Below are 21940 nucleotides of genomic sequence, written 5' to 3' on the forward strand. Positions count from 1 at the left end.
CCGCCCGTGCGCGAGAGCGAGTTCCGCCGGCTGATGGACGAGGAGTTCGGCCCCGCCCGGGCCGGCCTCGTGGCCGACTCCCTGCACCTGCCCGGCCTGGACACCACCGCGACGGCGGCGCTCGCCGCCGGCGTGGACCCGCGGCGGGTCTGGCTGGCGGTCTGCGACCTGCATGAGATCCCGCAGGAGCGGCGTCTCGGTCGGGACGTGCCGCCGAAACGCTGACGCCGCGACGCGCTGGCGGGGCACTGCCCCTGTTCGAACACCTGTTCGAAGAATGCGGTAGAGTCCTGCACAGCAGTGCGACGGGGTGATCTCGTGCACAGGCGGGGCCGGCCACGCTTATCGTGTCCGCCGCCCCCCGTAGATTCACGGACATGACCGAGGCGGGCGCTCCAGCGTCCGCGGCAGCACCACCAGAGCTAGGGGTGAAGGATGAGCAAGGTGACGGATCGCGAGAAGGCCCTCGAGGCCGCTCTCGCCCAGATCGACAAGCAGTTCGGCAAGGGTTCCGTCATGCGGCTGGGGGACCAGACCCAGGCACCCGTCGAGGTCATCCCCACGGGCTCGGTGGCCATGGACGTGGCCCTGGGCATCGGCGGCCTGCCGCGCGGCCGCGTGGTGGAGATCTACGGCCCGGAGTCCTCGGGCAAGACCACCCTGGCCCTGCACGCGGTGGCCAACGCGCAGCGCAACGGCGGCATCGCGGCCTTCATCGACGCGGAGCACGCCCTGGACCCGGTCTACGCCCGCCAGCTCGGGGTGGACACGGACGCCCTGCTGGTCAGCCAGCCGGACACCGGCGAGCAGGCCCTGGAGATCATGGACATGCTCGTCTCCTCGGGCACCCTGGACATCGTCGTCATCGACTCCGTGGCCGCGCTGACCCCGCGCGCCGAGATCGAGGGCGAGATGGGCGACTCCCACGTCGGCCTGCAGGCCCGCCTCATGTCCCAGGCGCTGCGCAAGGTGACCGGCCGCCTGCACCAGACCAAGACCACGGCCATCTTCATCAACCAGCTGCGCGAGAAGATCGGCGTGTTCTTCGGCTCCCCGGAGACCACCACGGGCGGCAAGGCGCTCAAGTTCTATGCGTCCGTGCGCATCGACGTCCGCCGCATCGAGACCCTCAAGGAGGCCGGCAACCCCGTCGGCAACCGCACCCGCGTGAAGATCGTCAAGAACAAGATGGCCCCGCCCTTCAAGCAGGCCGAGTTCGACATCCTCTACGGGGTCGGCATCTCCCGCGAGGGCGGCCTGATCGACATGGGTGTCGAGGAGGGCATCGTCAAGAAGTCCGGCGCGTGGTTCACCTATGACGGGGACCAGCTCGGGCAGGGCAAGGAGAACGCCCGTCGCTTCCTCAAGGACAACCCGGACCTCGCCAACGAGATCGAGGAGCGCATCCTCACGAAGCTCGGCATCCGCGTGGCCCCGGAGGCCGAGGACGACGAGGCCCCGGCCCTGACCGCGGTTCCGGGGGACACCGCGGCCGGATGACCCGATCGCGCAGGAACGTCGGAGGCGGGGCCGCCCACCGGTCGGAGACGACCGGCCGGAGCGGCTCCGCCTCCGGTGCGTCCGCGTTCGACGACGCCCGGGACTCGGACGTGGGCCGGATGTGGCTCGACCTGGCCGGCGCACCGGAGCCGACGTCGTCCGACGCGGACGCCGCGCGGGACGCCGTGCCCGCGCGCGACGCCGGAACCCCCGCGGGGGACGGCTCGGATCCCGCCCCCGGCGCGGCACCGGATCTCGGGGCCCTGCTGACTCGCGCGAGCGATCTGCCCAGTCCCGCGCCCGGCGCCGGGCCCCGTGCGCTGCCCTGGTCCGGGCGCGAGGACACCCGGGCGGACATCGAGCGCCGGGGCCGGAAGCGGGCCACCACGCCCCCGCGGCGTGGCCGTCCTCGCGACGAGGGACGCCCGGCCGTGGATCCCCGCCCCGCCGTCGAGACCGACCGCCCCCGACGTCGCCCCGGCCCGGCGCCCCTGCCCACCGCACCGCGTGAGCGCGAGGAGGCCGCACGCGAGGTCGTCCTGCGCCAGCTCGCCCTGGGCCCCCGCTCCCGCGGCCAGCTCGAACGCAAGCTCGCCGAGCGCCAGGCCGAGCCCGAGCTGATCGAGCGCGTCCTCGACCGCTTCGAGGAGGTGCGCCTCGTGGATGACGCCGCCTTCGCCGAGGTCTGGGTCCGCAGCCGTCACCGAAGCAAGGGCCTGGCGCGCCGTGCCCTCGGGCACGAGCTCCAGCAGAAGGGCGTGGACCGGGAGATCGCCGCCGAGGCGCTCGAGGCCATCGACGGCGAGGACGAACGGGCCGCCGCCCTCGACCTCGTGCGCCGACGGCTGCGGGGCCGCACCGTCCCCGGCGGTGCCTCGCCGGAGGCCCGGGCCGAGCGGGACAAGGTGACCCGCCGCCTCGTCGGCATGCTGGGACGCAAGGGCTACGGCGGCGGCCTCGCGTTCGCCGTCGTGAAGGAGGTCCTCGCCGAGCACGAGGAGTGAGCGGACCCGGGCCGCGCCCGGAGTTCCTAGAATGGTGCGGTGACTCTGACGGACCCCACCCCCCGCACCACCCCGCTCGCGCAGGACGGCGCCGCCGCGCGCCCGCACGAGGGCCTGACCTATGAGGTCCGCACCTTCGGCTGCCAGATGAACGTGCACGACTCCGAGCGCATCTCCGGCCTGCTCGAGTCCACCGGCTACGCCCCGGTCGCCGAGGACGCCCAGGCCGACCTCGTGGTCTTCAACACGTGCGCGGTCCGCGAGAACGCGGACAACCGCCTGTACGGCAACCTCGGCAACCTGCGTGCGGTGAAGGACGCGCACCCGGGCATGCAGATCGCCGTCGGCGGGTGCCTCGCCCAGAAGGACCAGGCCGCCATCCAGCGCAGGGCCCCGTGGGTGGACGTCGTCTTCGGAACCCACAACATCGGCTCCCTGCCCGTGCTGCTGGAGCGCTCGCGCCACAACGCCGAGGCCGAGATCGAGATCCTCGAGTCGCTCGAGGTGTTCCCCTCCACCCTGCCCACCAAGCGCGACTCCACCCACTCCGGCTGGGTGTCCATCTCCGTGGGCTGCAACAACACGTGCACGTTCTGCATCGTCCCGTCGCTGCGCGGCAAGGAGAAGGACCGCCGCCCCGGGGAGATCCTCGCCGAGGTGCAGGCGCTCGTCGACGCCGGCGCCGTCGAGGTCACGCTGCTGGGCCAGAACGTGAACACCTACGGCGTCGAGTTCGGCGACCGCGGCGCGTTCGCCAAGCTGCTGCGCGCGTGCGGGGAGATCGAGGGCCTCGAACGCGTCCGCTTCACCAGCCCCCACCCGGCCGCGTTCACGGACGACGTCATCGACGCGATGGCCGAGACCCCCAACGTCATGCCGCAGCTGCACATGCCCCTGCAGTCGGGCTCGGACAAGGTGCTCAAGGACATGCGCCGCTCCTACCGGTCCGCGAAGTTCCTGCGGATCCTGGAGAAGGTGCGCGAGCGCATCCCGCACGCCGCCATCACCACGGACATCATCGTCGGCTTCCCCGGGGAGACCGAGGAGGACTTCGCCGAGACGATGCGCGTGGTCGAGGCCTCCCGCTTCTCCTCCGCGTTCACCTTCCAGTACTCCATCCGCCCCGGGACCCCCGCCGGGGAGATGGACCACCAGGTGCCCAAGGCCGTCGTCCAGGAGCGCTTCGAGCGCCTCGTGGCCCTGCAGGACCGGATCTCGGCCGAGGAGATGGCCACGCTCGTCGGCACCCGCCAGGAGCTGCTCGTCACCGCCGACTCCGGCTCCAAGGCCGCGGAGCGCGGCCGCCTGTCCGGGCGCGCACCCGACAACCGGCTCGTGCACTTCTCCGTGCCCGCCGGCGCCGAGACCCCCCGCCCCGGCGACTTCGTCACCGTGACGGTCACCGAGGCCCACCCGTTCTTCGCCGTCGCCGACCCGACCGCACAGGACTACGTCCTGCGCCGCTCCCGCGCCGGCGATGCGTGGGACCGCGCCCAGGCCGAGTCGTGCGGCGCCCCGGCCCCCGGCACGGCGGGCGGCTCCGGTGCCACGAGCCTCGGCATGCCGACCCTGCGCCCGCGGTCCTGATGCCCGCCGCCGCGGCCCGGCCGCCCGTCGTCGCCGTCGTCGGGGCGACGGCGACGGGCAAGTCCGCCCTCGCCGTCGCCCTGGCGCACGCGCTGGACGGCGAGGTGGTCAACGGGGACGCCCTGCAGTTCTACCGGGGGATGGACGTGGGCACGGCGAAGGTCACCCCGGCTGAACGCGAGGGCGTCCCGCACCATCTGCTGGACGTGCTCGACGTCGGCCAGGAGGCCTCGGTGGCGGCCTTCCAGTCCGCGGCCCGCGACCTGTTCGACCAGATCCGCGCGCGGGGTCGGACCCCGATCCTCGTGGGCGGCTCCGGGCTGTACGTGCGGGCGGCGCTGGACGTGCTCGAGTTCCCGCCCACGGACCCGGCGCTGCGGGCCGAGCTGGAGGCGCGCGCGCAGCGGGAGGGCCTGGCCGGGCTGAGGGCCGAGCTGGCCGCCCTGGACCCGGTCTCGGCGGAGCGGCTGCAGGACGCCCGCCGCATCGTGCGCGCGCTGGAGGTGTGCCGGCTGACGGGCCGTCCGTTCTCCGCGTTCATGCCGGAGCGCACGTACGCCCCGGAGGTCGCCCCCGTGGTGCAGCTCGGCCTGCGCCTGGACCGGGTCGAGCTGCACCAGCGGATCGCGGCCCGGGTGGAGCGCATGCTGGCCGGGGGCCTGCTGGACGAGGTCCGCCGCCTCGACGTCCCCGGGCCGGAGGGGCTGCGGCAGGGACCGACCGCGTCCCGCGCCATCGGCTACGCCCAGATGCTCGCCGTCCTCGACGGCGAGCTCACCGAGGCGGAGGCGGCCGAGCAGACCGTCGTGGCCACGCGCCGGTTCGCCCGACGCCAGGAGACCTGGTTCCGGGCCGACCCGCGCGTCGTCTGGCTCGACGCGCAGGGCGAGGACATCGTGGCGGAGGCGCTCGCCGTCGTCGCCGGGGACGCCACCTAGACTGGGCCCATGACCGAGCAGCCCGCGGCGCCCGCCGCCCAGGACCCCCTCCACGCGAGCGCGCCGCGCGTGCCGTTCACGAAGGGCCATGGCACGGGCAACGACTTCGTGCTGATCGCCGACCCGGACGGCAACACGCAGCTCGACGCCCAGCGCGTCGCACGGCTGGCCGACCGGCACCGGGGGATCGGCGCCGACGGCGTCATCCGCGCCGTGCGCTCGGCACGCCTGCCGGAGGGTGAGGCGCTGCTCGCCGAGCACCCCGAGGCCGAGTGGTTCATGGACTACCGCAACGGCGACGGCTCGATCGCCGAGATGTGCGGCAACGGGGTGCGCGTCTTCGTGCACTTCCTGGTCGAGAAGGGTCTCGTGGACCTGGCCCCCGGCCGGGCGATCACCATCGGCACGCGCGCCGGCGTGAAGGCCGTGACCCGGCTCGAGCACGGCTACGCGATCGACATGGGCCCCTGGTCCTACCTCGACCCCGAGCTCGCGGAGGAGGCGGCGTCGGACTCGATGGTCCGTGCCCACGGCCTCACCGATCCGCGTCCGGCGCTGAGCATCTCGATGGGCAACCCCCACACCGTGGTCCCGCTGGCCTCCTTCGCCGACCTGCAGGGCCTGGACCTGGGCCGCGCCCCCGAGGTGGACCCGGCTCCGCCGCACGGCACGAACGTCGAGTTCGTGGCCGCGCACGAGCCCCTCGTGCGCGAGGGCGTCGGCCGCGTGCGGATGCGCGTGCACGAGCGCGGGGTGGGCGAGACCCAGTCCTGCGGGACGGGCGCGTGCGCGGCGGCTGTGGCGATGCGCGCGTGGTCGGGCGACCAGGGCTCGGACTCGTGGCTCGTCGAGGTGCCCGGCGGCGTGCTGGCCGTGGACGTCGTGCCGGGTCCGGAGGGGGCCGAGCACGTGGTCCTCTCGGGCCCGGCCGAGCTGGTCTTCGACGGCGAACTCACCGCCTGACCGCTTTCGTTCGGGAAACGGCGGGCCACGAACCGCTGTCGTTCGGGAAACGGCGCCTCAGCGCGCCCGCGCCACCCGCAGGATCCGGAAGCCCTTGACGCTGTCCGCCCGCTCGGCGGTGAACCGGCCGGGCGCGCGCTCCTCGAGCATCCGGTCGACCCACGGCAACAGCGAGTCCGCGCCGAGGTTCTTCTGCACCACCAGCCAGGCCTCGCCGCCGGGGGCCAGGCGTGGCAGCCACCGCTCCAGCAGGGCGTGCAGCGCCGGCTTGCCGATCCGGATGGGCGGGTTGGACCAGATGAGGTCGAACTCCGCGCCCTCGGGGACGTCCTCCGGCCGCAATGCCACGACATTGCCGAGGCCCAGCGCTGCGGCGTTGTCGCGGGTCAGCTGCAGGGACCGGTCGTTGACCTCGACGGCGGTCACCTCCGCCTCGGGCGACCGCAGCGCCAGCGTGAGGGCGACCGGCCCCCAGCCCGCGCCGACGTCGAGGAACCGGCCCCTCGCCGGCGGCGCGGGCACGGCCGAGAACAGGGCCGCGGTGCCCTTGTCCAGACCGTCCGGGGAGAAGATCCCGTTGGCCGTCTGGACCTCGACGTCGCGGCCGGCCAGGCGGGTCCGCAGGGTGCGGCGCCGCTCGGGTGCGGAGGGGTCGGCGTCGAAGTAGTGGGATGCGGAGCTCACGGCGACCATGGTAGCCAGCAGGTCGTCGCGGCCCTCAGCCCGACGCCGGCCCGGCCAGGTCCGCGAGGATCGCGCGCACGGCGTCGCGCCCGGCGCGGTTGGCCCCGACCGTGGACTGGGAGGGCCCGTAGCCGAGGAGGAACAGGCGCGGCTCGTCCAGGGCGCGCCCGCCCGCCACGCGGATGCCGCCGGCGGGCGTGCGCAGCCGCAGCGGAGCGAGGTGCCGGATCGCCGGCCGGAAGCCGGTGGCCCAGAGGATCACGTCCGCCGGTTCGAACGAGCCGTCGGGCATCCGCACCCCGTCCGGCTCGACGGCCGTGAACATGGGGTGGCGCACCAGCACGCCTCGTGTCTCGGCCTCGCGCACCCAGGACGAGCGGTGCATCCCGGTCGCCTCGACCACGGAGCCCGGCGGCAGGCCCGCACGGGTCCGTTCGTCCACCCCGCGCACCGACTCGGCCAGGGCGCCGGGCGCGGCCGAGTCCTGCCACTGCGGCTCGCGGCGGGTCACCCACAGGGTGTCCGCGACCGTGGAGGTCTCGGCCAGCAGCTGCGTCGCCGAGACGCCCATGCCCACGATCACCACCCGCTGCCCGGCGAACTCGTCCTTGGACACGTAGTCATGGGTGTGCAGCTGCCGGCCGCGGAACGAGCGCATCCCGGGCACCGAGGGCCACCGCGGGGACGTCCAGGTGCCGGTCGCGTTGACCACGAAGTCCGCCCGCCACGTGCCCGGCGCCCCGTCCGTGCGGACGAGGAACCCGCGCGCACGTCCCGGCTCGCCGATCCGCTCGACGCGCCTCACACGCACGGGCCGCCGGATCGGCAGGGCGAACCGTGCCTCGTAGTCCGCGAAGTAGGCCGGCAGTACGGCGTTGGCGCGCGCGGCCGGGTCGGCCGGCGGCACCGGGTCGCCGGGCAGCTCGTGGATGTGGTTGACGGTGGCCATCGTGAGCGAGTCCCAGCGGTGCTGCCACGCACCGCCCGGGGCGGCCTCCGCGTCGAGCACCACGAACGTGCCGGGGGCGTCCTCGGGGACACCGGCGGCGCCGTCGTCGTTCGGACCCAGCCCCACGAAGCCGCGGCGGCGCAGGTGGTAGGCGGCGGACAAGCCCGCCTGGCCCGCGCCGATCACGACGACGGTCACCCGGCCCACCCGGCCGGGTTGCGGCGGGGCGGGGGAGGGGGACGCGGTCATGCCCGCAGGATACGTGCGCGTCGTCGGCGAACCGGGCGCCGGGGCCCCTGTCGCCCACACGCGCAGCCCGGTACACTCGACGCCCATGTGGATCTTCCTGCGCTGACGCCCCCGCGTCACTGCCCGCCCCCGCCCCCTCGCGCGCCCGCCTCGGATGAGGCCGTCGAGCGCGCCCCGGCACCTGATGGAGATCCCACCATGGACGATGTGGTCCGCCCCTGCACGCCCGCCGATGAGACCTCGTGGCTGCGGTGCCGCGTGCTCGCCTTCCTCCCGCGAACGGAGCCGCCGCGAGATCGTCGCAGCGCGGCGCCGACCCCTGCCCACACGGCCGTGCGCGTCACCCGTCACGTCCGCCCCCTGCGGACAGCCGCCTAACGCGTCCGCGCACCCCTTTACCCTGAGACCATCGGGCCACCCGACCGCGGCGGCCCAGAGGAGACCATGACTGAGAAGAACCAGCACACCCCCGGCCCCCAGGGCGCCCACGGCTCCGAGGACGAGATCCAGGCCGTGATCGACCGCATCCTGGCCGCCGATGACGCTCGCCGCGCCTCCGAGCGCGAGGCGACCGGGCACGGCTCCGCGGACGGCGCCGCCGCCGAGCACCGGGACGCCCCCGACGCCGGCGCCCCGGACCGCTCCGGCGCGCTTGCGGGCCGCGCACTCGCCCTGGACGAGGGCGAGGACGGGCACACGGACGCCGACGGCGACCAGGACGAGCTCGCCGCGCGCCACTCCCTCAAGCGCGTGCAGGGTCTGTCCACCGAGCTCGAGGACATGACCGAGGTCGAGTACCGCCAGCTGCGCCTGGAGCGCGTGGTGCTGGCGGGCGTCTGGACCGAGGGGTCCGCGGAGGACGCGGAGAACTCCCTGCGGGAGCTGGCCGCGCTCGCCGAGACCGCGGGCTCGGAGGTGCTCGACGGCGTCATCCAGCGCCGCGCCACCCCGGACCCGGCCACGTTCCTCGGCAAGGGCAAGGCGCAGGAGCTCGCCGAGATCGTGGCGCTCTCCGGTGCGGACACCGTGGTGGTGGACTCCGAGCTCGCCCCGTCCCAGCGTCGCGCGCTGGAGGATGTGGTGCGGGTGAAGGTGATCGACCGGACCGCGCTGATCCTGGACATCTTCGCCCAGCACGCGAGTTCGCGTGAGGGCCGCGCCCAGGTCGAGCTCGCGCAGCTCGAGTACCTGCTGCCGCGCCTGCGCGGCTGGGGCGAGTCCATGTCCCGGCAGGCCGGCGGCCGTGCCGCCGCCGGCGAGGGCATCGGCTCCCGTGGCCCCGGCGAGACCAAGATCGAGCTGGACCGCCGCCGCATCCGCACCCGCATGGCGAAGCTGCGTCGGGACATCGCCGGGATGAAGCCGGCCCGCGAGGCCAAGCGCGCCAACCGTCGTCGCAACCGGGTGCCGTCCGTGGCGATCGCCGGGTACACCAACGCCGGGAAGTCCTCCCTGCTCAACCGCCTCACCCACGCCGGGGTGCTCGTGGAGAACGCCCTGTTCGCCACGCTGGACCCCACCGTGCGCAAGGCCATGACGCCGGACGGCATCGGCTACACCCTCTCGGACACGGTCGGCTTCGTGCGGAACCTGCCCACGCAGCTGGTCGAGGCGTTCCGCTCCACCCTCGAGGAGGTCGCGGACGCGGACGTCATCCTGCACGTCGTGGACGGCTCGCACCCGGACCCCGAGGGCCAGATCGCCGCGGTGCGCTCCGTGTTCGCGGAGGTGGACGCGCACCGGATCCCCGAGATCATCGTGCTGAACAAGGCGGACGCCGCGGACCCGGCCGTCATCGCCCGGATCCGGGCCAAGGAGCCCCACGCCGTGGTGGTCTCCGCGCGCACCGGCGAGGGCATCGACGAGCTCGAGCGCGCCATCGCGGCCACCATCCCGCGGCCTGACGTGCGGCTCGAACTGCTGGTCCCGTTCACCCGGGGTGAGCTGGTCTCCCGCCTCCACTCGGCGGACGCGGAGATCCTGGCCGAGGGCTACGAGGAGGGCGGCACCCGCCTGTCCGTGCTGGTCCGTGAGGACATCGCGCCGGACTTCGCCGAGTTCGTCGTGGAGGCGGACGCGTCGTGAGCGACCGGGCGAAGGAAGCCGGGGCGGGCGGCGCGCAGCCACGCACGGAGCACGAGCGCGAGGCGCTGCGCCTCCTGGACGCCGCGGTGCAGGCCACCGGCGGCCAGCACCGCGCGGGTCAGCGGGAGATGGTGCTGCAGGTGGCGCGCGCCCTCGAGTCGCGCCGCCACCTGCTCGTGCAGGCCGGCACCGGCACCGGCAAGTCCCTGGCCTACCTGATCCCCGCGCTCCAGCACGCGATGACGCAGGAGGACCCCGTCGTCGTCGCCACGGCCACGCTCGCCCTGCAGGCCCAGATCATGAAGCGGGACGCCCCTCGGCTGGTCGAGGCGCTCAAGGACGAGCTGCCTCGCGAGCCCGTCGTCGCCCTGGTCAAGGGCCGCTCCAACTACCTGTGCCGCCACAAGGTGGACGGCGGCTACCCCGGGGACGAGGGCGAGGAGGCCCTCTTCACGGTCGCCGACGACGGCGGGGTGATCGGCTCCGCCACGGACGGCGCCGCCGGGCCCTCCTCCCTGTTGGGCAAGGAGGTCATGTACCTGCGGGCGTGGGCGGACCAGACCGAGACCGGGGACCGCGACGACCTCGAGGTCCCCGTCACCGACCGCGCGTGGCGGCAGGTCTCCGTCTCCGCAGTCGACTGCCTCGGCGCGTCCCGCTGCCCCCAGGCCGAGGAGTGCTTCTCCGAGCGGGCCCGCGCGGACGCGGCGGACGCGGACGTCGTGGTCACCAACCACGCGATGCTCGCCATCAGCGCCTTCGAGGGGCTCGCGGTGCTGCCGGCGTACTCGGCCGTCGTCGTGGACGAGGCCCACGAGCTGCAGGACCGGGTGACCGGTGCGGTCACGGGGCAGCTGTCCGGGTCGATCGTGCACGGCGCGGCCACCTCGCTGCGCCGCCACACCACGGTGGCCGTGGAGGACCTGATCGAGGCCGGGGCGGCCCTGGACCGCGCGTTCACGGACACCCCGTCCGGCCTGATCGCCGCGGGCCCGGACGAGGTGCAGGAGCAGGCCCTCACCGGCGTCCTCACCGCCGCGCGTCAGTGCCTGTCCGACCTCGGCCAGGACAAGGACAAGGAGGCCGATGCCGACGGCGGACGGCAGATGGCGCGCTCGCGGATCCTCGAGGTCCTCGAGGTGGTGGAGCGCATGCTCGCGGCCCGGCCCGAGGCCGACTTCCCCGAGGTGCTGTGGGCCACCCGCCCCGGCCACTTCGAGCCCGGCGTGGGCTGGCAGCCGGGGGACGAGACCGACCCGCCCCAGCTCTACGTGGCCCCGCTCTCGGTGGCCGGCAAGCTGCGGGAGGGCCTGTTCGGCAAGGCGACGACGGTGCTCACCTCCGCCACGCTCACCGTGGGCTCGGGGGAGCGCCGGTTCGACTCGGTGGCCGGCGACGTGGGCCTGGCCGGCCCGGACGCCCCGAAGTTCGAGGCCCTCGACGTCGGCAGCCCCTTCGACTACCCGCGTCAGGGGGTGCTCTACGTGGCCCGGCACCTGCCCCGGCCCGGCCGGACGGCCTCGCCCGAGTCCCTGGATGAGCTCGAGGCGCTCCTGAGGGCGTCGCGGGGCGGGGCCCTCGGCCTGTTCTCCTCGCGCCGGGCGGCCGAGGACGCCGCCGCCGAGATGCGCCGTCGGCTCGGGCCGAAGACCACGATCCTGTGCCAGGGGGACGCGACCCTCTCCGCCCTCGTGCGCCAGTTCTCCGAGGAGCCGGACACGTCCCTGTTCGGGACCATGAGCCTGTGGCAGGGCGTGGACGTGCCGGGGAACTCGCTGCGGCTCGTGGTGATCGACCGCATCCCGTTCCCGCGGCCGGACGACCCGCTCTCCCAGGCCCGCACCCGGGACGTCGCCCGGCACGGCGGCAACGGGTTCATGCGGATCTCCGCCACGCATGCGGCCGTGCGCATGGCCCAGGGCGCCGGGCGCCTCGTGCGCTCCGTGACGGACCGCGGCGTGGTGGCCGTGCTGGACCCCCGCCTGGCCACCGAGCGGTACGGCGGCTACATCACGAGCGCCCTGCCGGACTTCTGGCGCACCACGGACCGCGACGTCGTCCGCGGGGTGCTGGCACGGCTCGCCTCGGGCGATTGACCTCGCTCGGCCTCGGGCCGTCGGCCCGGCCGGAGGGAGCGGGTCAGAGCGAACGCAGGACCGTGACGACCCGCCCCATCACGGTGGCGTGATCGCCGAGGATGGGCTCGTAGGCCGTGTTCTGGGGGAGGAGCCAGGTGTGCCCGTCGCGGCGGCGGAAGGTCTTCACGGTGGCCTCGTCGTCGAGGAGGGCCGCGACGATGTCGCCATTCTCCGCCGTGTCCTGCCGGCGCACCACCACCCAGTCGCCGTCGCAGATCGCGGCGTCCACCATCGAGTCGCCCGTGACGCGCAGCATGAACAGCTCGCCCTCGCCCGTGAGGCGTCGCGGGATCGCCATGACGTCCTCGACCTGCTGCTCAGCCAGGACCGGTCCGCCCGCCGCGATGCGGCCGACCCAGGGGACCGGCACGCTGTCCGCCTCGTCTGCGCCGGTGTGCCACGCGGGGATCGCGGAGACCCGCGACGACGGCGCAGCGGTGGGGGAGGCGGCCTCGCCCAGCGGGGTGCCGTCCACGTCGAGCAGCACCTCGAGGGCACGCGGGCGTCCGGGGTCGCGCCGGATGTAGCCGTGCCGCTCGAGACGGCCCAGCTGGTGCGTGACGGAGGAGAGCGAGGCCAGGCCCGCGGCGTCGCCGATCTCGCGCATGGAGGGCGGGTAGCCGTGGTCGGCGATCGCGTCCCGGATGGTCTGCACGATCCGCCGCTGGCGGTCGGTGAGCGGCGCGCGCGCCGCCGGCTGATCGTCGGTGGTGCTCATGGCTGCCGTCCGTTCTCCCGGGGTGATGGTGGCCGGACTCGTGTTCCGGCGTCCGGCTGCCGTCCGGACGCTTACCGTGTCCGCCCCCGCTGGTTGCCTGTGTCTTGGCGGTCCCGGGGCGTTCCGGGGCGTCCGTGCATGGCCTCGAGCCTAGAGGAGAGCCGCCTCTCCTTCAAAGATATGTTCGATCTCGTCGTGGCATGTCTCGAACACCTGTGCTAGAAAGGCATTCGAACGGATTCGAACACATGTTCGATCACCTGGAGGGCATCCGCCCCGGAGGAGGACACCATGACGCTCACCACCGCCCAGTTCGCCGGTTCGCCCGCGACGGCGCGGCCGCGTCCGGCCACCATCCGTCTGACCCGCCGCGGCCGCCTCGTGCTGCGGGGGATCCCCGTGATCGCCGCGGCCGTGGCCGCCACGCTGGCGGCCGCCTTCTTCCTGGGTGTGCTGCTGTCGCCCGCCGCGGTGTCCGCGGACACCGCGGGACCGGCCACCCAGTCCGTCACGGTCATGCCCGGGGACAGCCTGTGGACCATCGCCACCACGGTGGCGCCGGAGGCGGACGTCTACGAGGTGATCGCCACGATCGACGAGCTCAACGGGCTCGAGGGCCGGGCCCCCGCCCCGGGCGAGGAGCTGTTCGTCCCGGCCACGCGGTGACGCACGGCGGGCCTCGCCCTCCACGGTTCCTAGACTGGCGGCCATGACCGACCTCAGCTCTCTGCCCCTGCGCGAGAACCTCCGCGGCCTGAGCCCCTACGGCGCCCCCCAGCTGGACGTGCCGTACATGCTCAACACCAACGAGAACACGCATCCGGTGCCTCAGGAGGTCGCCACCGCGATCGCCGAGCGGGTCGCGGCCGTCGCCGGGGGGCTGAACCGCTACCCGGACCGCGAGTTCACGGGGCTGCGACGCGCGCTCGCCGGCTACCTCGGCCACGGCCTCACGGCGGGCCACGTGTGGGCCGGCAACGGCTCCAACGAGATCCTGCAGCAGATCCTCCAGGCCTTCGGCGGCCCCGGGCGGACACTGCTGAGCTTCCTGCCCTCGTACTCCATGTACCCGCTGCTGGCCGGCGGCACGGACACCGTGTTCGTGGACGGCGGCCGCGCCGCGGACCACACCCTCAGCGCCGAGCACGCGGCGGCCATGGTGCGGGAGCACCGTCCGCACGTCGTCTTCCTGGCCTCGCCCAACAACCCGACGGGCACCGCCCTGGACCTGGCGACCATCGAGGCCGTGTACGCCGCGCAGGCGCAGAACGAGGCCGCCGGCGGGCCCGGCGCCATGGTCGTCGTGGACGAGGCCTACGCGGAGTTCGCCCTCGCCGGCACCCGCTCCGCCCTCACCCTCCTGCCCGGCCGGGAGCGGCTGATCGTCACGCGCACCATGTCCAAGGCGTTCGCCCTGGCCGGCGCGCGCCTGGGCTACCTGGCCGCGGACCCCGCCGTCACCGACGCCCTGCGCCTGGTGCGCCTGCCGTACCACCTCTCCGCGGTCACGCAGGCCACGGCGGAGGCTGCTCTCGACCACGTGGACGCGCTGCTGCGCACCGTGGAGGACATCAAGGCCCAGCGCGACCGCATCGTCTCCACCCTGCGCGGCCTGGGACTGAGGCCCTCGGTGTCCGACTCGAACTTCGTCTTCTTCGGTCACCTCGAGGACGCCTCCGACGTGTGGCGCCGCCTGCTCGACCGCGGCGTCCTCGTGCGGGACGTCGGCATCCCGCACCACCTGCGCGTCACCGCCGGCACCGAGGCGGAGACGACGGCGTTCCTCACCGCTCTCGCGGAGGTCCTCGGCGAGACCGGGGACCGGTCCTGAGGCGTCACCGGAGTCTCGGCGTCCGCCCGGCTCCCTAGGATAGGGACAGCGCGCGCGGCGCCCCGGCCCGCCGGCACCGGCCGCGCGCACCCGCATCCCCCCGCACCCGTCCCGGACCGGTGCGGACCCAGCCCGAGGAGGACCCGTGGCAGCCGAGCTGATCTCCGGACGCCGTGCGCGCATGACGCGCACCACGAGCGAGTCGGACGTGTACGTCGAGATGGATCTGGACGGCACCGGCCGCGCTGAGATCTCCACCACCGTGCCGTTCTACGACCACATGCTCACCGCGCTGTCCCGGCACTCCCAGATCGACCTGACGGTCCGTGCCACCGGGGACACGCACATCGACGTGCACCACACGGTCGAGGACGTCGCCATCACCCTGGGCGAGGTGCTCAAGACCGCGCTCGGGGACAAGTCCGGCATCCGCCGCTTCGGCGAGGCGTCCGTGCCGCTGGACGAGGCGCTGGCGCGCGCCGTCGTCGACGTCTCCGGCCGGCCGTACCTCGTGCACGAGGGCGAGCCCGAGGGCCAGCAGTACCACCTCATCGGCGGGCACTTCACCGGTTCCATGACCCGCCATGTGTTCGAGTCGATCACGTACCACGCGGCGATCTGCCTCCACATGGACGTCGTGCGAGGCCGGGATCCGCACCACATCGTCGAGGCGCAGTTCAAGGCCTTCGCCCGCGCCCTGCGCGCCGCCGTCGAGGACGACCCCCGCATGACCGGCGTGCCCTCCACCAAGGGCGCCCTCTGATGGCCCGCCCCACCACCGTCCCCGGCGTGCGGCCGCGCGTCGCCGTCCTGGACTACGGCTCGGGCAACGTGCACTCGGCGCTGCGTGCCGTGGAGCGGGCCGGCGCGGAGGTCGAGCTCACGCGCGATCCGCAGGCCGTGCAGGAGGCCGACGGGCTGCTCGTGCCCGGCGTCGGGGCGTACGCGTCCGTGATGCGGGCACTGACCGAGGTCGGCGGCACCCGCTGGATCGGCCGCCGCGTGGCCGGGGGCCGACCCGTCCTCGGCATCTGCGTGGGCCACCAGATCCTCTTCGACGCCGGCGTCGAGCACGGCGAGCGCACCGCAGGCATGGGGGAGTGGCCGGGTGTCGTCGCCGAGCTGCCCGCCGAGGTCCTGCCCCACATGGGCTGGAACACCGTCCGGCCGCCCGAGGGCAGCGCCCTCTTCGCGGGCATCGAGGACGAGCGGTTCTACTTCGTCCACTCCTACGGCGTGCTCGAATGGGAGTTCGACCAGACGATCTCCGCCATGCGTCCGCCCCAGGTCACCTGGGCGCACCACGGCGCGGACTTCATCGCCGCCGTGGAGAACGGCCCCCTGTCCGCCACGCAGTTCCACCCCGAGAAGTCCGGGGACGCCGGGCTGCAGCTGCTGCGCAACTGGCTGGAGACCCTCTGATGCCCTACTGGTCCGTCCTCTACCTCGCCCTCGGCGGGCTGCTGCTCGGCGCCGCCTGGTCCATGCGCACGCAGAAGGCGCCGCTGTGGGCCATCGTGATCGTCCTCGTGCTGGCCGGCATGGCCATCGCCGCCTCCTTCCTGACCGTCGGCGCCTGACCGCGCCGGCCGCCCCACCCGAGAGGAACCCCATGACCCCGAACGCCCCCGCCCTCGAGCTGCTGCCCGCCGTCGACGTCCAGGACGGCCAGGCCGTCCGCCTCGTCCAGGGCGAGGCCGGCAGCGCCACCTCGTACGGCGACCCGGTCACCGCCGCCCTGGACTGGCAGCGCGCCGGCGCGGAGTGGATCCACCTCGTGGACCTGGACGCGGCCTTCGGTCGCGGTGACAACCGCGAGGTCATGCGCCGTGTGGTGGAGGAGATCGGCGTGAAGATCGAGCTGTCCGGCGGCATCCGCGACGACGCCTCGCTCGAGAACGCCCTCGAGATGGGTGCGGCGCGCGTGAACCTGGGCACCGCCGCCCTCGAGGACCCGGACTGGACCGCGCGCGTCATCGAGCGCTTCGGCGACCGGGTGGCCGTGGGCCTCGACGTGCGCGGCACCACGCTCGCCGCCCGCGGCTGGACCAAGGAGGGCGGCGACCTCTGGGAGGTGCTCGCCCGCCTCGAGGATGCCGGCTGCGCCCGCTACGTGGTCACCGACGTCACGAAGGACGGCACGCTCAAGGGGCCGAACACGGAGCTGCTCGCCCAGGTCTGCGCGAAGACCGCGAAGCCGGTCGTCGCCTCGGGCGGCATCTCCTCCCTCGAGGACGTTGCCGCGCTCGCGGCCATGACCGGCCAGGGCGTCGAGGGCGCGATCATGGGCAAGGCGCTGTACGCCGGCCGCTTCAGCCTGGAGCAGGCGCTGGCCGTCGCCGGCGGCGCCACGGTGGAGCAGGCGCGCTCCGAGCAGCCCGGCCCGGTCGCCCCGTGACGGGCTCGCACGACGACGGCGGCCTGGCCCGCGACGACGGGCTCGGTCCGATCGACGAGACGGTCGCGGTGCCGCATCCGGCGGCCCGGGAGCTGCCGGGGCACATCCGGGCCGCACTCGACCGCATGCGGGAGAAGACCGCGGGCGAGAACACCGCGGACACCGCGGGCGTCCCGTGGCAGGGCCGTGACCTCTCCGGCCCCGGCGTGGACGGCTCCGCGAACCCGTTGCACGTGTTCGACGAGGACGACGGCACCAGCCCGGCCGAGTGGACCGCCGTCATGTCGGCCCTGACGGACGGCTCCGCCGGTGAGCGGGAGGTGACGGAGGTGCTCGCGCGCATCCGCGTGTTCGCCGCCGTCGTGCCCACCCTTGCCGTGGACGAGGACGACGTCCACGACCACGCCGACCACACCGGTCACGAGCACGACGTCGCGGCGCACGGGGACAAGGCCGCGGACGTGGCCCTCGTGACCATGCGCGCGCCGGACGGCCGGCAGGCGCTGCCGGTGTTCACGAACGTGCCCGCGCTGACGGCATGGAACCCGGTCGCCCGACCCGTGGCCGTGTGGCTGCCGCGTGCCTGCCTGTCCGCCGTGGACGAGGGCTGTGAGCTCGTCGTCATCGACGCCGGCGCCGAGCACACGTACGTGGTGCGACGCCCGGCCGTGTGGTCGCTCGCCCAGCAGAGGGAGTGGACCCCCGCCTATCGGGACCAGGAGATCGCGGACGAGATCGCCGAGGTCGCCGACCTGGTCCCGAACCTGCTCAACCTGGGCCTCGCACCCGGGTCGGGGGTGGCCACGCACACGGGCTCCGGCGCGGTGATGAACGGAGGCGGGGCCGGGCCCGAGCTGCAGATCGTCGCGATGCCCACCCGGGACGCCGACGCGGCCGGGGTGCGCCTGATGACGGCCACGCTCAAGACCCTCCTGGCGGACCTGCCGCTGCTGGCCGAGCGGGCCGACTCCGTGGAGATCACGGTCCGCCGACCCTGATCGGTCGCCCGGCCTGTCCGGTACCGTTGAGGGGGAGGGGAGGGCCCGTGGTGGCCCCACCCCATCCTGGAGGCCGTGCGCCGCGCGCCGGCCCCATGCCTCCCATCCTCCGAGGAGTACCCATGAGAACCAGAACCTTGACCGGCGTCGCCACCGCGGCGCTGGGCGCGGTGGTGGTGGCCGGTGCCGGCCCCGCCCTCGCGCAGACCACGCTCACCCAGGGCTCGGCGATCACCGCGCCGGCCGGGGCGTGCAGTCTGACCATCGTCGACGACGCCACCGCCTACACCGCGGCCCACTGTGGTGCGGGCCAATGGCAGATCGGCTCGACCGTCCGCGACGTCGACGGCACCGCGATCGGCACCGTCTCGGCACTGCCCGGCGATTCGGGCGTGGACGCGGTCCGCGTGGCCCTGGCCGACGACGTCGACGTCGTGGGCGACTGGTCCACGCGGCCGGCCTCGTCCATCGGTGTGGGCGAGACCGTCTACACCCACGGCTCGTCCGTGCCGCTGGGCGCGCCGAACACCGTGTCCCACACGCAGACCTTCGAGGCCGCCACGGTCTGCGACGACGCGTACGCGGATCAGGTTGCCCTCGACACCGCCTCGACCTACGCCGGCGACTCGGGCGGGGCCGTCTATGACGCCCAGCAGCGGGTGGTCGGGGTCATCTCGGGCATCGCCCCGGTGACCTTCGACGCCGAGGGCAACGTGGTGGGCTGCGACGCCCAGGCGATGTCCTCGATCATGGTCCCGGTCGAGTCCCTCGACGCGCTGGACGCCTCCGCGGCGCCCGCCGCCGAGACCGCCGCGGCCGCGGAGACCGCTCCGGCCGCCGAGACCGCCCCGGCGATCGCCGACGTCGCGGGCCCCGTGGCCGACGAGGACCTGCCCACCGGCGGCGAGCCCCCCGTGGACGAGTCCGAGCTGACCGAGTTCACGCCGGCTGAGGAGGAGGCCATCGCGGCCGAGCTCAAGGCCCGCGCCGAGGCCGCCGCGGAGGAGGAGGCCGCCGAGGCGGCCCCCGCTGCTGAGGCCCCGGTCGCCGAGGCCGCTGCGCCGGGCGTGACCGACGTCGTGGCCGCGCCCGCCGAGGGTGTCGCCTACGGCACCCAGGTGGTCGCGCAGACGGATCAGGGCGGCTTCGCCTCCGTCACCGTCACGGCCTACGACGCCGACGGCACGGTCCTCGGCCAGGACGGCCTGGACCTCACCGGCGAGTACCGCGCCTGGCTGCCCGTGCCGGCCGAGGTGCCCGCGGGCGGCTCCGTGGTGGTCACCGTGGTCGACGCCGCCGGCGCCGCCACGGACGCCACCGTGACCCTGGGCGGTCAGCTGGTCGGCTGATCGATTCCGCCCCGAACGACACGACGAGGCCCGGTGATCCCGCACGGATCACCGGGCCTCGTCACGTCCCGGGGCGGCCCCGGCCAGGTGGGGACGCGGTCAGCACAGCCCCTCGAGCCGCCGCCCCAGGCGGGAGAAGATCCGGGTGAGGGACTCCGCCTCGCCCGGCGCCAGGTCGCCGAGGAAGAGCTCGTCCACCTGCCGGGCGTGCTCGATCGCGGCGCGCCGGAAGGCGGACCGGCCCTCGTCGGTGAGGACGGCCTCGAAGCCCCGCCGGTCACAGGCCACCGGGCGGCGGTCGATCAGGCCGCGGGCCACGAGCGTCTTCACCTGGTAGGTGATGCGCGACGGGGAGAAGACCATCCGGGACGCCAGCTCTCCCAGCCGGAGCCGGCCCTCGGGGGACTCGTAGAGGAGCAGCAGCAGGTTGTAGTCGGCCAGCGACATGCCGCAGTCCTGCTTCAGGCGGCGCTCCACCACCTCCGTGAGCATCTGGGTGGCCTCGAAGTAGGCGCGCCAGGCGCGCTTGGGCGGGTCCACCGGGCGGTGCGCCTCCGATGCGGAGCCGAACCAGCCGCCGTCGGGCTCCGCCGGCGCCGCGTCCTGCGCGGCGGGCTCAGGGGCCGGGGTTGAGGAGCTGCTCAAAGGGGGTCACCTCCAGGTCGATGTCCGCGGGCGCGGCGGCGCGTGCCCGCGGGGGGCGGCTCAGGGTGATCTCGGCCAGGTCGCGTCCGGCGGCCCGGATGCGGGACTGCAGCGGGTCGGTCCGCATCGAGGCCTGCACGCCGGCCGCCTCGCCCCAGTCGTCCGAGGCCGCGAAGACCGCGGTCGGCACGATGCGGGCCTTGAGGTAGGCGAACAGCGGCCGCATGGCGGTGTCGATCATGAGCGAGTGGCGGGCGGTGCCGCCGGTGGCGCCGAGGAGCACGGGCACCCCGACGACGGACGTGGGCTCCGCGAGGTCCCAGAAGGACTTGAACAGGCCCGAGTAGGAGGCCTTGTACGTGGGCGAGACCGCGATGACGGCGTCGGCCTGGGCGACCTCGTCCAGGGCGGCGCGCAGGGCCGGGGAGATGGCGAAGGTCACCAGGGCCTGCGCGATGTCCACGGCGAGCTCCCGCAGCGTGATCAGGTGGATCTGCGGGACCACGCCGTGCTCGGAGAGCGCCGCCGAGGCGGACTCCGCCATGCGTTCGGCGAGCATGCGGGTCTGGGACGGGTCCCCGGACCCGCCGGAGACCACGGCGAGGTGCCGGGCCTGCGGCGTGAACGGGGCGGAGGCATCGGGGGCGCCGGGGGTGGTCACTGCGCGGCACCGCCCTTCGCGGCATCGGCGGTGGCGCGCTGCTCGGCGGCCGCCGCGCGGTCGAGCTGGGCCTGCGATCCCTCCTTGCCGCCGGGCACGGGAGCCTCGCCGCGGCGGGCGCGTGCCACGAGGAACTCGTGGGTCGGGGCCGCCGGGACGTCGTCCGGCTTCAGAGCGTCGAACTCCTTGCGCAGCACGGGCAGGACCTCCTCGCCGAAGAGGTCGATCTGCCGCAGGACGGTGTCCGTGGGCAGGCCGGCGTGGTCGATGAGGAACATCTGACGCTGGTAGTCGCCCACCCAGTCGCGGAACGTGAGCGTGCGCTCGATGACCTGCTGCGGCGAGCCGACCGTCAGGGGCGTCATCCTCGAGAAGTCCTCGAGGGACGGGCCGTGGCCGTAGACCGGCGCGTTGTCGAAGTAGGGGCGGAACTCCGCCACGGCGTCCTGCGAGTTCTTCGCCATGTAGGCCTGGCCGCCCAGGGCCACGTACGCCTGATGGGCCTTGCCGTGGCCGTAGTACTCGTAGCGCTGGCGGTACAGGCGCACCATCTGGATGACGTGCTCCTTGTTCCAGAAGATGTTGTTGTGGAAGTAGCCGTCGCCGTAGTAGGCGGCCTGCTCGGCGATCTCGGGGGAGCGGATGGAGCCGTGCCACACGAAGGGGGCGACGCCGTCCAGGGGCTGCGGGGTGAGGGTGAAGTCCTGCAGCGGGGTGCGGTGCGTGCCGCTCCAGTCCACGGTCTCCTCGTGCCACAGGCGGTAGAGGAGGTTGTAGTTCTCCACGGCGAGCTGGATGCCCTGGCGGATGTCCTTGCCGAACCACGGGTACACGGGGCCGGTGTTGCCGCGGCCCATCGTCAGGTCCACGCGACCGTCGGCGAGGTGCTGCAGGTACGCGTAGTCCTCGGCCAGACGCACCGGGTCCATGGTGGTGATCAGGGTCGTCGCCGTGGAGAGCTGGAGGGTCTCGGTCTGCGCGGCCAGGTAGGCCAGCAGCGTGGGCGGGTTGCCCGGGGCCACGAAGGGCGGGTTGTGGTGCTGGCCGGTCGCGAACACCTCGAAGCCCGCCTGCTCGGCGTGGCGGGCGATCTTGACGGTGTCCTTGATCCGCTGATGCTCGGTGGGGGCGGTCCCGTTCGTCGGATCGGCGGTGATGTCGCCGATCGTGAAGACGCCGAACTGCATGGTGTGCTCCTCAGTGTGCCCGGGGGCGGGTCTCACGGTGCCGGCCGCGCCGTCGC

At 74.1% G+C, this 21940-nt stretch carries 22 protein-coding genes; 16 read left to right on the top strand and 6 right to left on the bottom strand.

The annotated features are described in order from the left end of the window. Positions 1-6: 6 nt before the first annotated feature. The 6 genes from ACFI33_RS08865 to dapF all read left to right on the top strand — a co-directional run bounded on the left by ACFI33_RS08865 (position 7) and on the right by dapF (position 5992). Entirely contained in the window at positions 7-225 is a 219-nt protein-coding gene (locus tag ACFI33_RS08865) for a DUF3046 domain-containing protein (RefSeq protein WP_002856506.1), read from the top strand. Positions 226-435: 210 nt separating this feature from the next. After that, a complete protein-coding gene (gene recA / locus ACFI33_RS08870) occupies positions 436-1500 on the top strand; it encodes a recombinase RecA (protein WP_158184572.1) in 1065 nt (354 codons plus the stop codon). After that, a complete protein-coding gene (locus ACFI33_RS08875) occupies positions 1497-2504 on the top strand; it encodes a regulatory protein RecX (RefSeq protein ID WP_136939827.1) in 1008 nt (335 codons plus the stop codon). Before recA ends, ACFI33_RS08875 begins: the two co-directional genes overlap by 4 nt. A 39-nt stretch (positions 2505-2543) precedes the next feature. Then, positions 2544-4091 (top strand): tRNA (N6-isopentenyl adenosine(37)-C2)-methylthiotransferase MiaB, encoded by a 1548-nt coding sequence (gene miaB / locus ACFI33_RS08880; RefSeq protein WP_020628159.1) that lies wholly within the window; start codon positions 2544-2546, stop codon positions 4089-4091. Then, positions 4091-5029, top strand: a complete 939-nt coding sequence (gene miaA / locus ACFI33_RS08885) for a tRNA (adenosine(37)-N6)-dimethylallyltransferase MiaA (RefSeq protein WP_462623952.1) — start codon at positions 4091-4093, stop codon at positions 5027-5029. Before miaB ends, miaA begins: the two co-directional genes overlap by 1 nt. 9 nt (positions 5030-5038) lie before the next feature. Next, on the top strand, positions 5039-5992 hold the full coding sequence (dapF, locus tag ACFI33_RS08890) for a diaminopimelate epimerase (RefSeq protein ID WP_129866790.1): 954 nt from the start codon (positions 5039-5041) through the stop codon (positions 5990-5992). Between the two features lie 57 nt (positions 5993-6049). On the opposite strand, the gene ACFI33_RS08895 is transcribed toward dapF, so the two are convergent. Both ACFI33_RS08895 and ACFI33_RS08900 read right to left on the bottom strand, forming a co-directional pair. Beyond that, positions 6050-6685 carry a class I SAM-dependent methyltransferase gene (locus ACFI33_RS08895; protein WP_462623953.1) on the bottom strand — a complete coding sequence of 212 codons (636 nt, stop codon included), beginning with the start codon at positions 6683-6685 and terminating at the stop codon, positions 6050-6052. Between the two features lie 25 nt (positions 6686-6710). After that, positions 6711-7874, bottom strand: a complete 1164-nt coding sequence (locus ACFI33_RS08900; RefSeq protein WP_462623954.1) for an NAD(P)-binding domain-containing protein — start codon at positions 7872-7874, stop codon at positions 6711-6713. A gap of 444 nt (positions 7875-8318) precedes the next feature. Here ACFI33_RS08900 and hflX point away from each other — a divergent pair, with 444 nt between their 5' ends. Beyond that, a complete protein-coding gene (gene hflX, locus ACFI33_RS08905; protein ID WP_462623955.1) occupies positions 8319-9959 on the top strand; it encodes a GTPase HflX in 1641 nt (546 codons plus the stop codon). Next, complete coding sequence (locus tag ACFI33_RS08910) at positions 9956-12055, top strand: ATP-dependent DNA helicase (RefSeq protein WP_020628153.1); 2100 nt, start codon at positions 9956-9958, stop codon at positions 12053-12055. The genes hflX and ACFI33_RS08910 overlap by 4 nt, the downstream gene beginning before the upstream one ends. 43 nt (positions 12056-12098) lie before the next feature. On the opposite strand, the gene lexA is transcribed toward ACFI33_RS08910, so the two are convergent. Then, on the bottom strand, positions 12099-12815 hold the full coding sequence (gene lexA, locus ACFI33_RS08915) for a transcriptional repressor LexA (RefSeq protein ID WP_020628152.1): 717 nt from the start codon (positions 12813-12815) through the stop codon (positions 12099-12101). 291 nt (positions 12816-13106) lie between these two features. Here lexA and ACFI33_RS08920 point away from each other — a divergent pair, with 291 nt between their 5' ends. From ACFI33_RS08920 to ACFI33_RS08955, 8 genes are all read left to right on the top strand, one after another. After that, positions 13107-13481: a LysM peptidoglycan-binding domain-containing protein gene (locus tag ACFI33_RS08920; RefSeq protein ID WP_020628151.1), complete on the top strand. Its 375-nt coding sequence runs from the start codon at positions 13107-13109 to the stop codon at positions 13479-13481. 43 nt (positions 13482-13524) lie between these two features. Then, a complete protein-coding gene (locus ACFI33_RS08925) occupies positions 13525-14646 on the top strand; it encodes a histidinol-phosphate transaminase (RefSeq protein ID WP_462623956.1) in 1122 nt (373 codons plus the stop codon). A gap of 181 nt (positions 14647-14827) precedes the next feature. Then, the gene (gene hisB / locus ACFI33_RS08930) at positions 14828-15409 is read left to right on the top strand and encodes an imidazoleglycerol-phosphate dehydratase HisB (RefSeq protein ID WP_152743305.1); all 582 of its coding nucleotides are present in this window, start codon (positions 14828-14830) and stop codon (positions 15407-15409) included. Further along, a complete protein-coding gene (gene hisH, locus ACFI33_RS08935) occupies positions 15409-16068 on the top strand; it encodes an imidazole glycerol phosphate synthase subunit HisH (protein WP_004167703.1) in 660 nt (219 codons plus the stop codon). Before hisB ends, hisH begins: the two co-directional genes overlap by 1 nt. After that, entirely contained in the window at positions 16068-16226 is a 159-nt protein-coding gene (locus tag ACFI33_RS08940) for a hypothetical protein (RefSeq protein ID WP_004167696.1), read from the top strand. Before hisH ends, ACFI33_RS08940 begins: the two co-directional genes overlap by 1 nt. Positions 16227-16258: 32 nt before the next feature. After that, positions 16259-17044 (top strand): bifunctional 1-(5-phosphoribosyl)-5-((5-phosphoribosylamino)methylideneamino)imidazole-4-carboxamide isomerase/phosphoribosylanthranilate isomerase PriA, encoded by a 786-nt coding sequence (priA, locus tag ACFI33_RS08945; protein ID WP_020628149.1) that lies wholly within the window; start codon positions 16259-16261, stop codon positions 17042-17044. Beyond that, positions 17041-18042: an SseB family protein gene (locus ACFI33_RS08950; protein WP_020628148.1), complete on the top strand. Its 1002-nt coding sequence runs from the start codon at positions 17041-17043 to the stop codon at positions 18040-18042. Before priA ends, ACFI33_RS08950 begins: the two co-directional genes overlap by 4 nt. A 122-nt stretch (positions 18043-18164) precedes the next feature. Further along, complete coding sequence (locus ACFI33_RS08955) at positions 18165-19391, top strand: trypsin-like serine protease (RefSeq protein WP_236649766.1); 1227 nt, start codon at positions 18165-18167, stop codon at positions 19389-19391. 99 nt (positions 19392-19490) lie between these two features. On the opposite strand, the gene ACFI33_RS08960 is transcribed toward ACFI33_RS08955, so the two are convergent. From ACFI33_RS08960 to ACFI33_RS08970, 3 genes are read right to left on the bottom strand one after another with little or no spacing between them, the layout of a single operon-like run. Further along, positions 19491-20036: a MarR family winged helix-turn-helix transcriptional regulator gene (locus ACFI33_RS08960; protein WP_020628146.1), complete on the bottom strand. Its 546-nt coding sequence runs from the start codon at positions 20034-20036 to the stop codon at positions 19491-19493. Then, on the bottom strand, positions 20008-20697 hold the full coding sequence (locus ACFI33_RS08965) for an FMN reductase (protein ID WP_020628145.1): 690 nt from the start codon (positions 20695-20697) through the stop codon (positions 20008-20010). Before ACFI33_RS08965 ends, ACFI33_RS08960 begins: the two co-directional genes overlap by 29 nt. Continuing rightward, positions 20694-21884 carry an LLM class flavin-dependent oxidoreductase gene (locus ACFI33_RS08970; protein WP_095346603.1) on the bottom strand — a complete coding sequence of 397 codons (1191 nt, stop codon included), beginning with the start codon at positions 21882-21884 and terminating at the stop codon, positions 20694-20696. Before ACFI33_RS08970 ends, ACFI33_RS08965 begins: the two co-directional genes overlap by 4 nt. Positions 21885-21940 lie beyond the last annotated feature (56 nt).

Source organism: Micrococcus sp. PSi08 (assembly GCF_054960655.1).

What these genes read in the sequence shown, in the direction of transcription:
- miaA (WP_462623952.1), top strand. Translation starts at nt 4,091, where the DNA reads ATGCCCGCCGCCGCGGCCCGGCCGCCCGTCGTCGCCGTCGTCGGGGCG.
- hisB (WP_152743305.1), top strand. Translation starts at nt 14,828, where the DNA reads ATGACGCGCACCACGAGCGAGTCGGACGTGTACGTCGAGATGGATCTG.
- dapF (WP_129866790.1), top strand. Translation starts at nt 5,039, where the DNA reads ATGACCGAGCAGCCCGCGGCGCCCGCCGCCCAGGACCCCCTCCACGCG.
- priA (WP_020628149.1), top strand. Translation starts at nt 16,259, where the DNA reads ATGACCCCGAACGCCCCCGCCCTCGAGCTGCTGCCCGCCGTCGACGTC.
- lexA (WP_020628152.1), bottom strand. Translation starts at nt 12,815, where the DNA reads ATGAGCACCACCGACGATCAGCCGGCGGCGCGCGCGCCGCTCACCGAC.
- ACFI33_RS08900 (WP_462623954.1), bottom strand. Translation starts at nt 7,874, where the DNA reads ATGACCGCGTCCCCCTCCCCCGCCCCGCCGCAACCCGGCCGGGTGGGC.
- ACFI33_RS08955 (WP_236649766.1), top strand. Translation starts at nt 18,165, where the DNA reads ATGAGAACCAGAACCTTGACCGGCGTCGCCACCGCGGCGCTGGGCGCG.
- ACFI33_RS08970 (WP_095346603.1), bottom strand. Translation starts at nt 21,884, where the DNA reads ATGCAGTTCGGCGTCTTCACGATCGGCGACATCACCGCCGATCCGACG.
- hflX (WP_462623955.1), top strand. Translation starts at nt 8,319, where the DNA reads ATGACTGAGAAGAACCAGCACACCCCCGGCCCCCAGGGCGCCCACGGC.
- ACFI33_RS08895 (WP_462623953.1), bottom strand. Translation starts at nt 6,685, where the DNA reads ATGGTCGCCGTGAGCTCCGCATCCCACTACTTCGACGCCGACCCCTCC.
- recA (WP_158184572.1), top strand. Translation starts at nt 436, where the DNA reads ATGAGCAAGGTGACGGATCGCGAGAAGGCCCTCGAGGCCGCTCTCGCC.
- ACFI33_RS08925 (WP_462623956.1), top strand. Translation starts at nt 13,525, where the DNA reads ATGACCGACCTCAGCTCTCTGCCCCTGCGCGAGAACCTCCGCGGCCTG.
- hisH (WP_004167703.1), top strand. Translation starts at nt 15,409, where the DNA reads ATGGCCCGCCCCACCACCGTCCCCGGCGTGCGGCCGCGCGTCGCCGTC.
- ACFI33_RS08920 (WP_020628151.1), top strand. Translation starts at nt 13,107, where the DNA reads ATGACGCTCACCACCGCCCAGTTCGCCGGTTCGCCCGCGACGGCGCGG.
- ACFI33_RS08940 (WP_004167696.1), top strand. Translation starts at nt 16,068, where the DNA reads ATGCCCTACTGGTCCGTCCTCTACCTCGCCCTCGGCGGGCTGCTGCTC.
- ACFI33_RS08875 (WP_136939827.1), top strand. Translation starts at nt 1,497, where the DNA reads ATGACCCGATCGCGCAGGAACGTCGGAGGCGGGGCCGCCCACCGGTCG.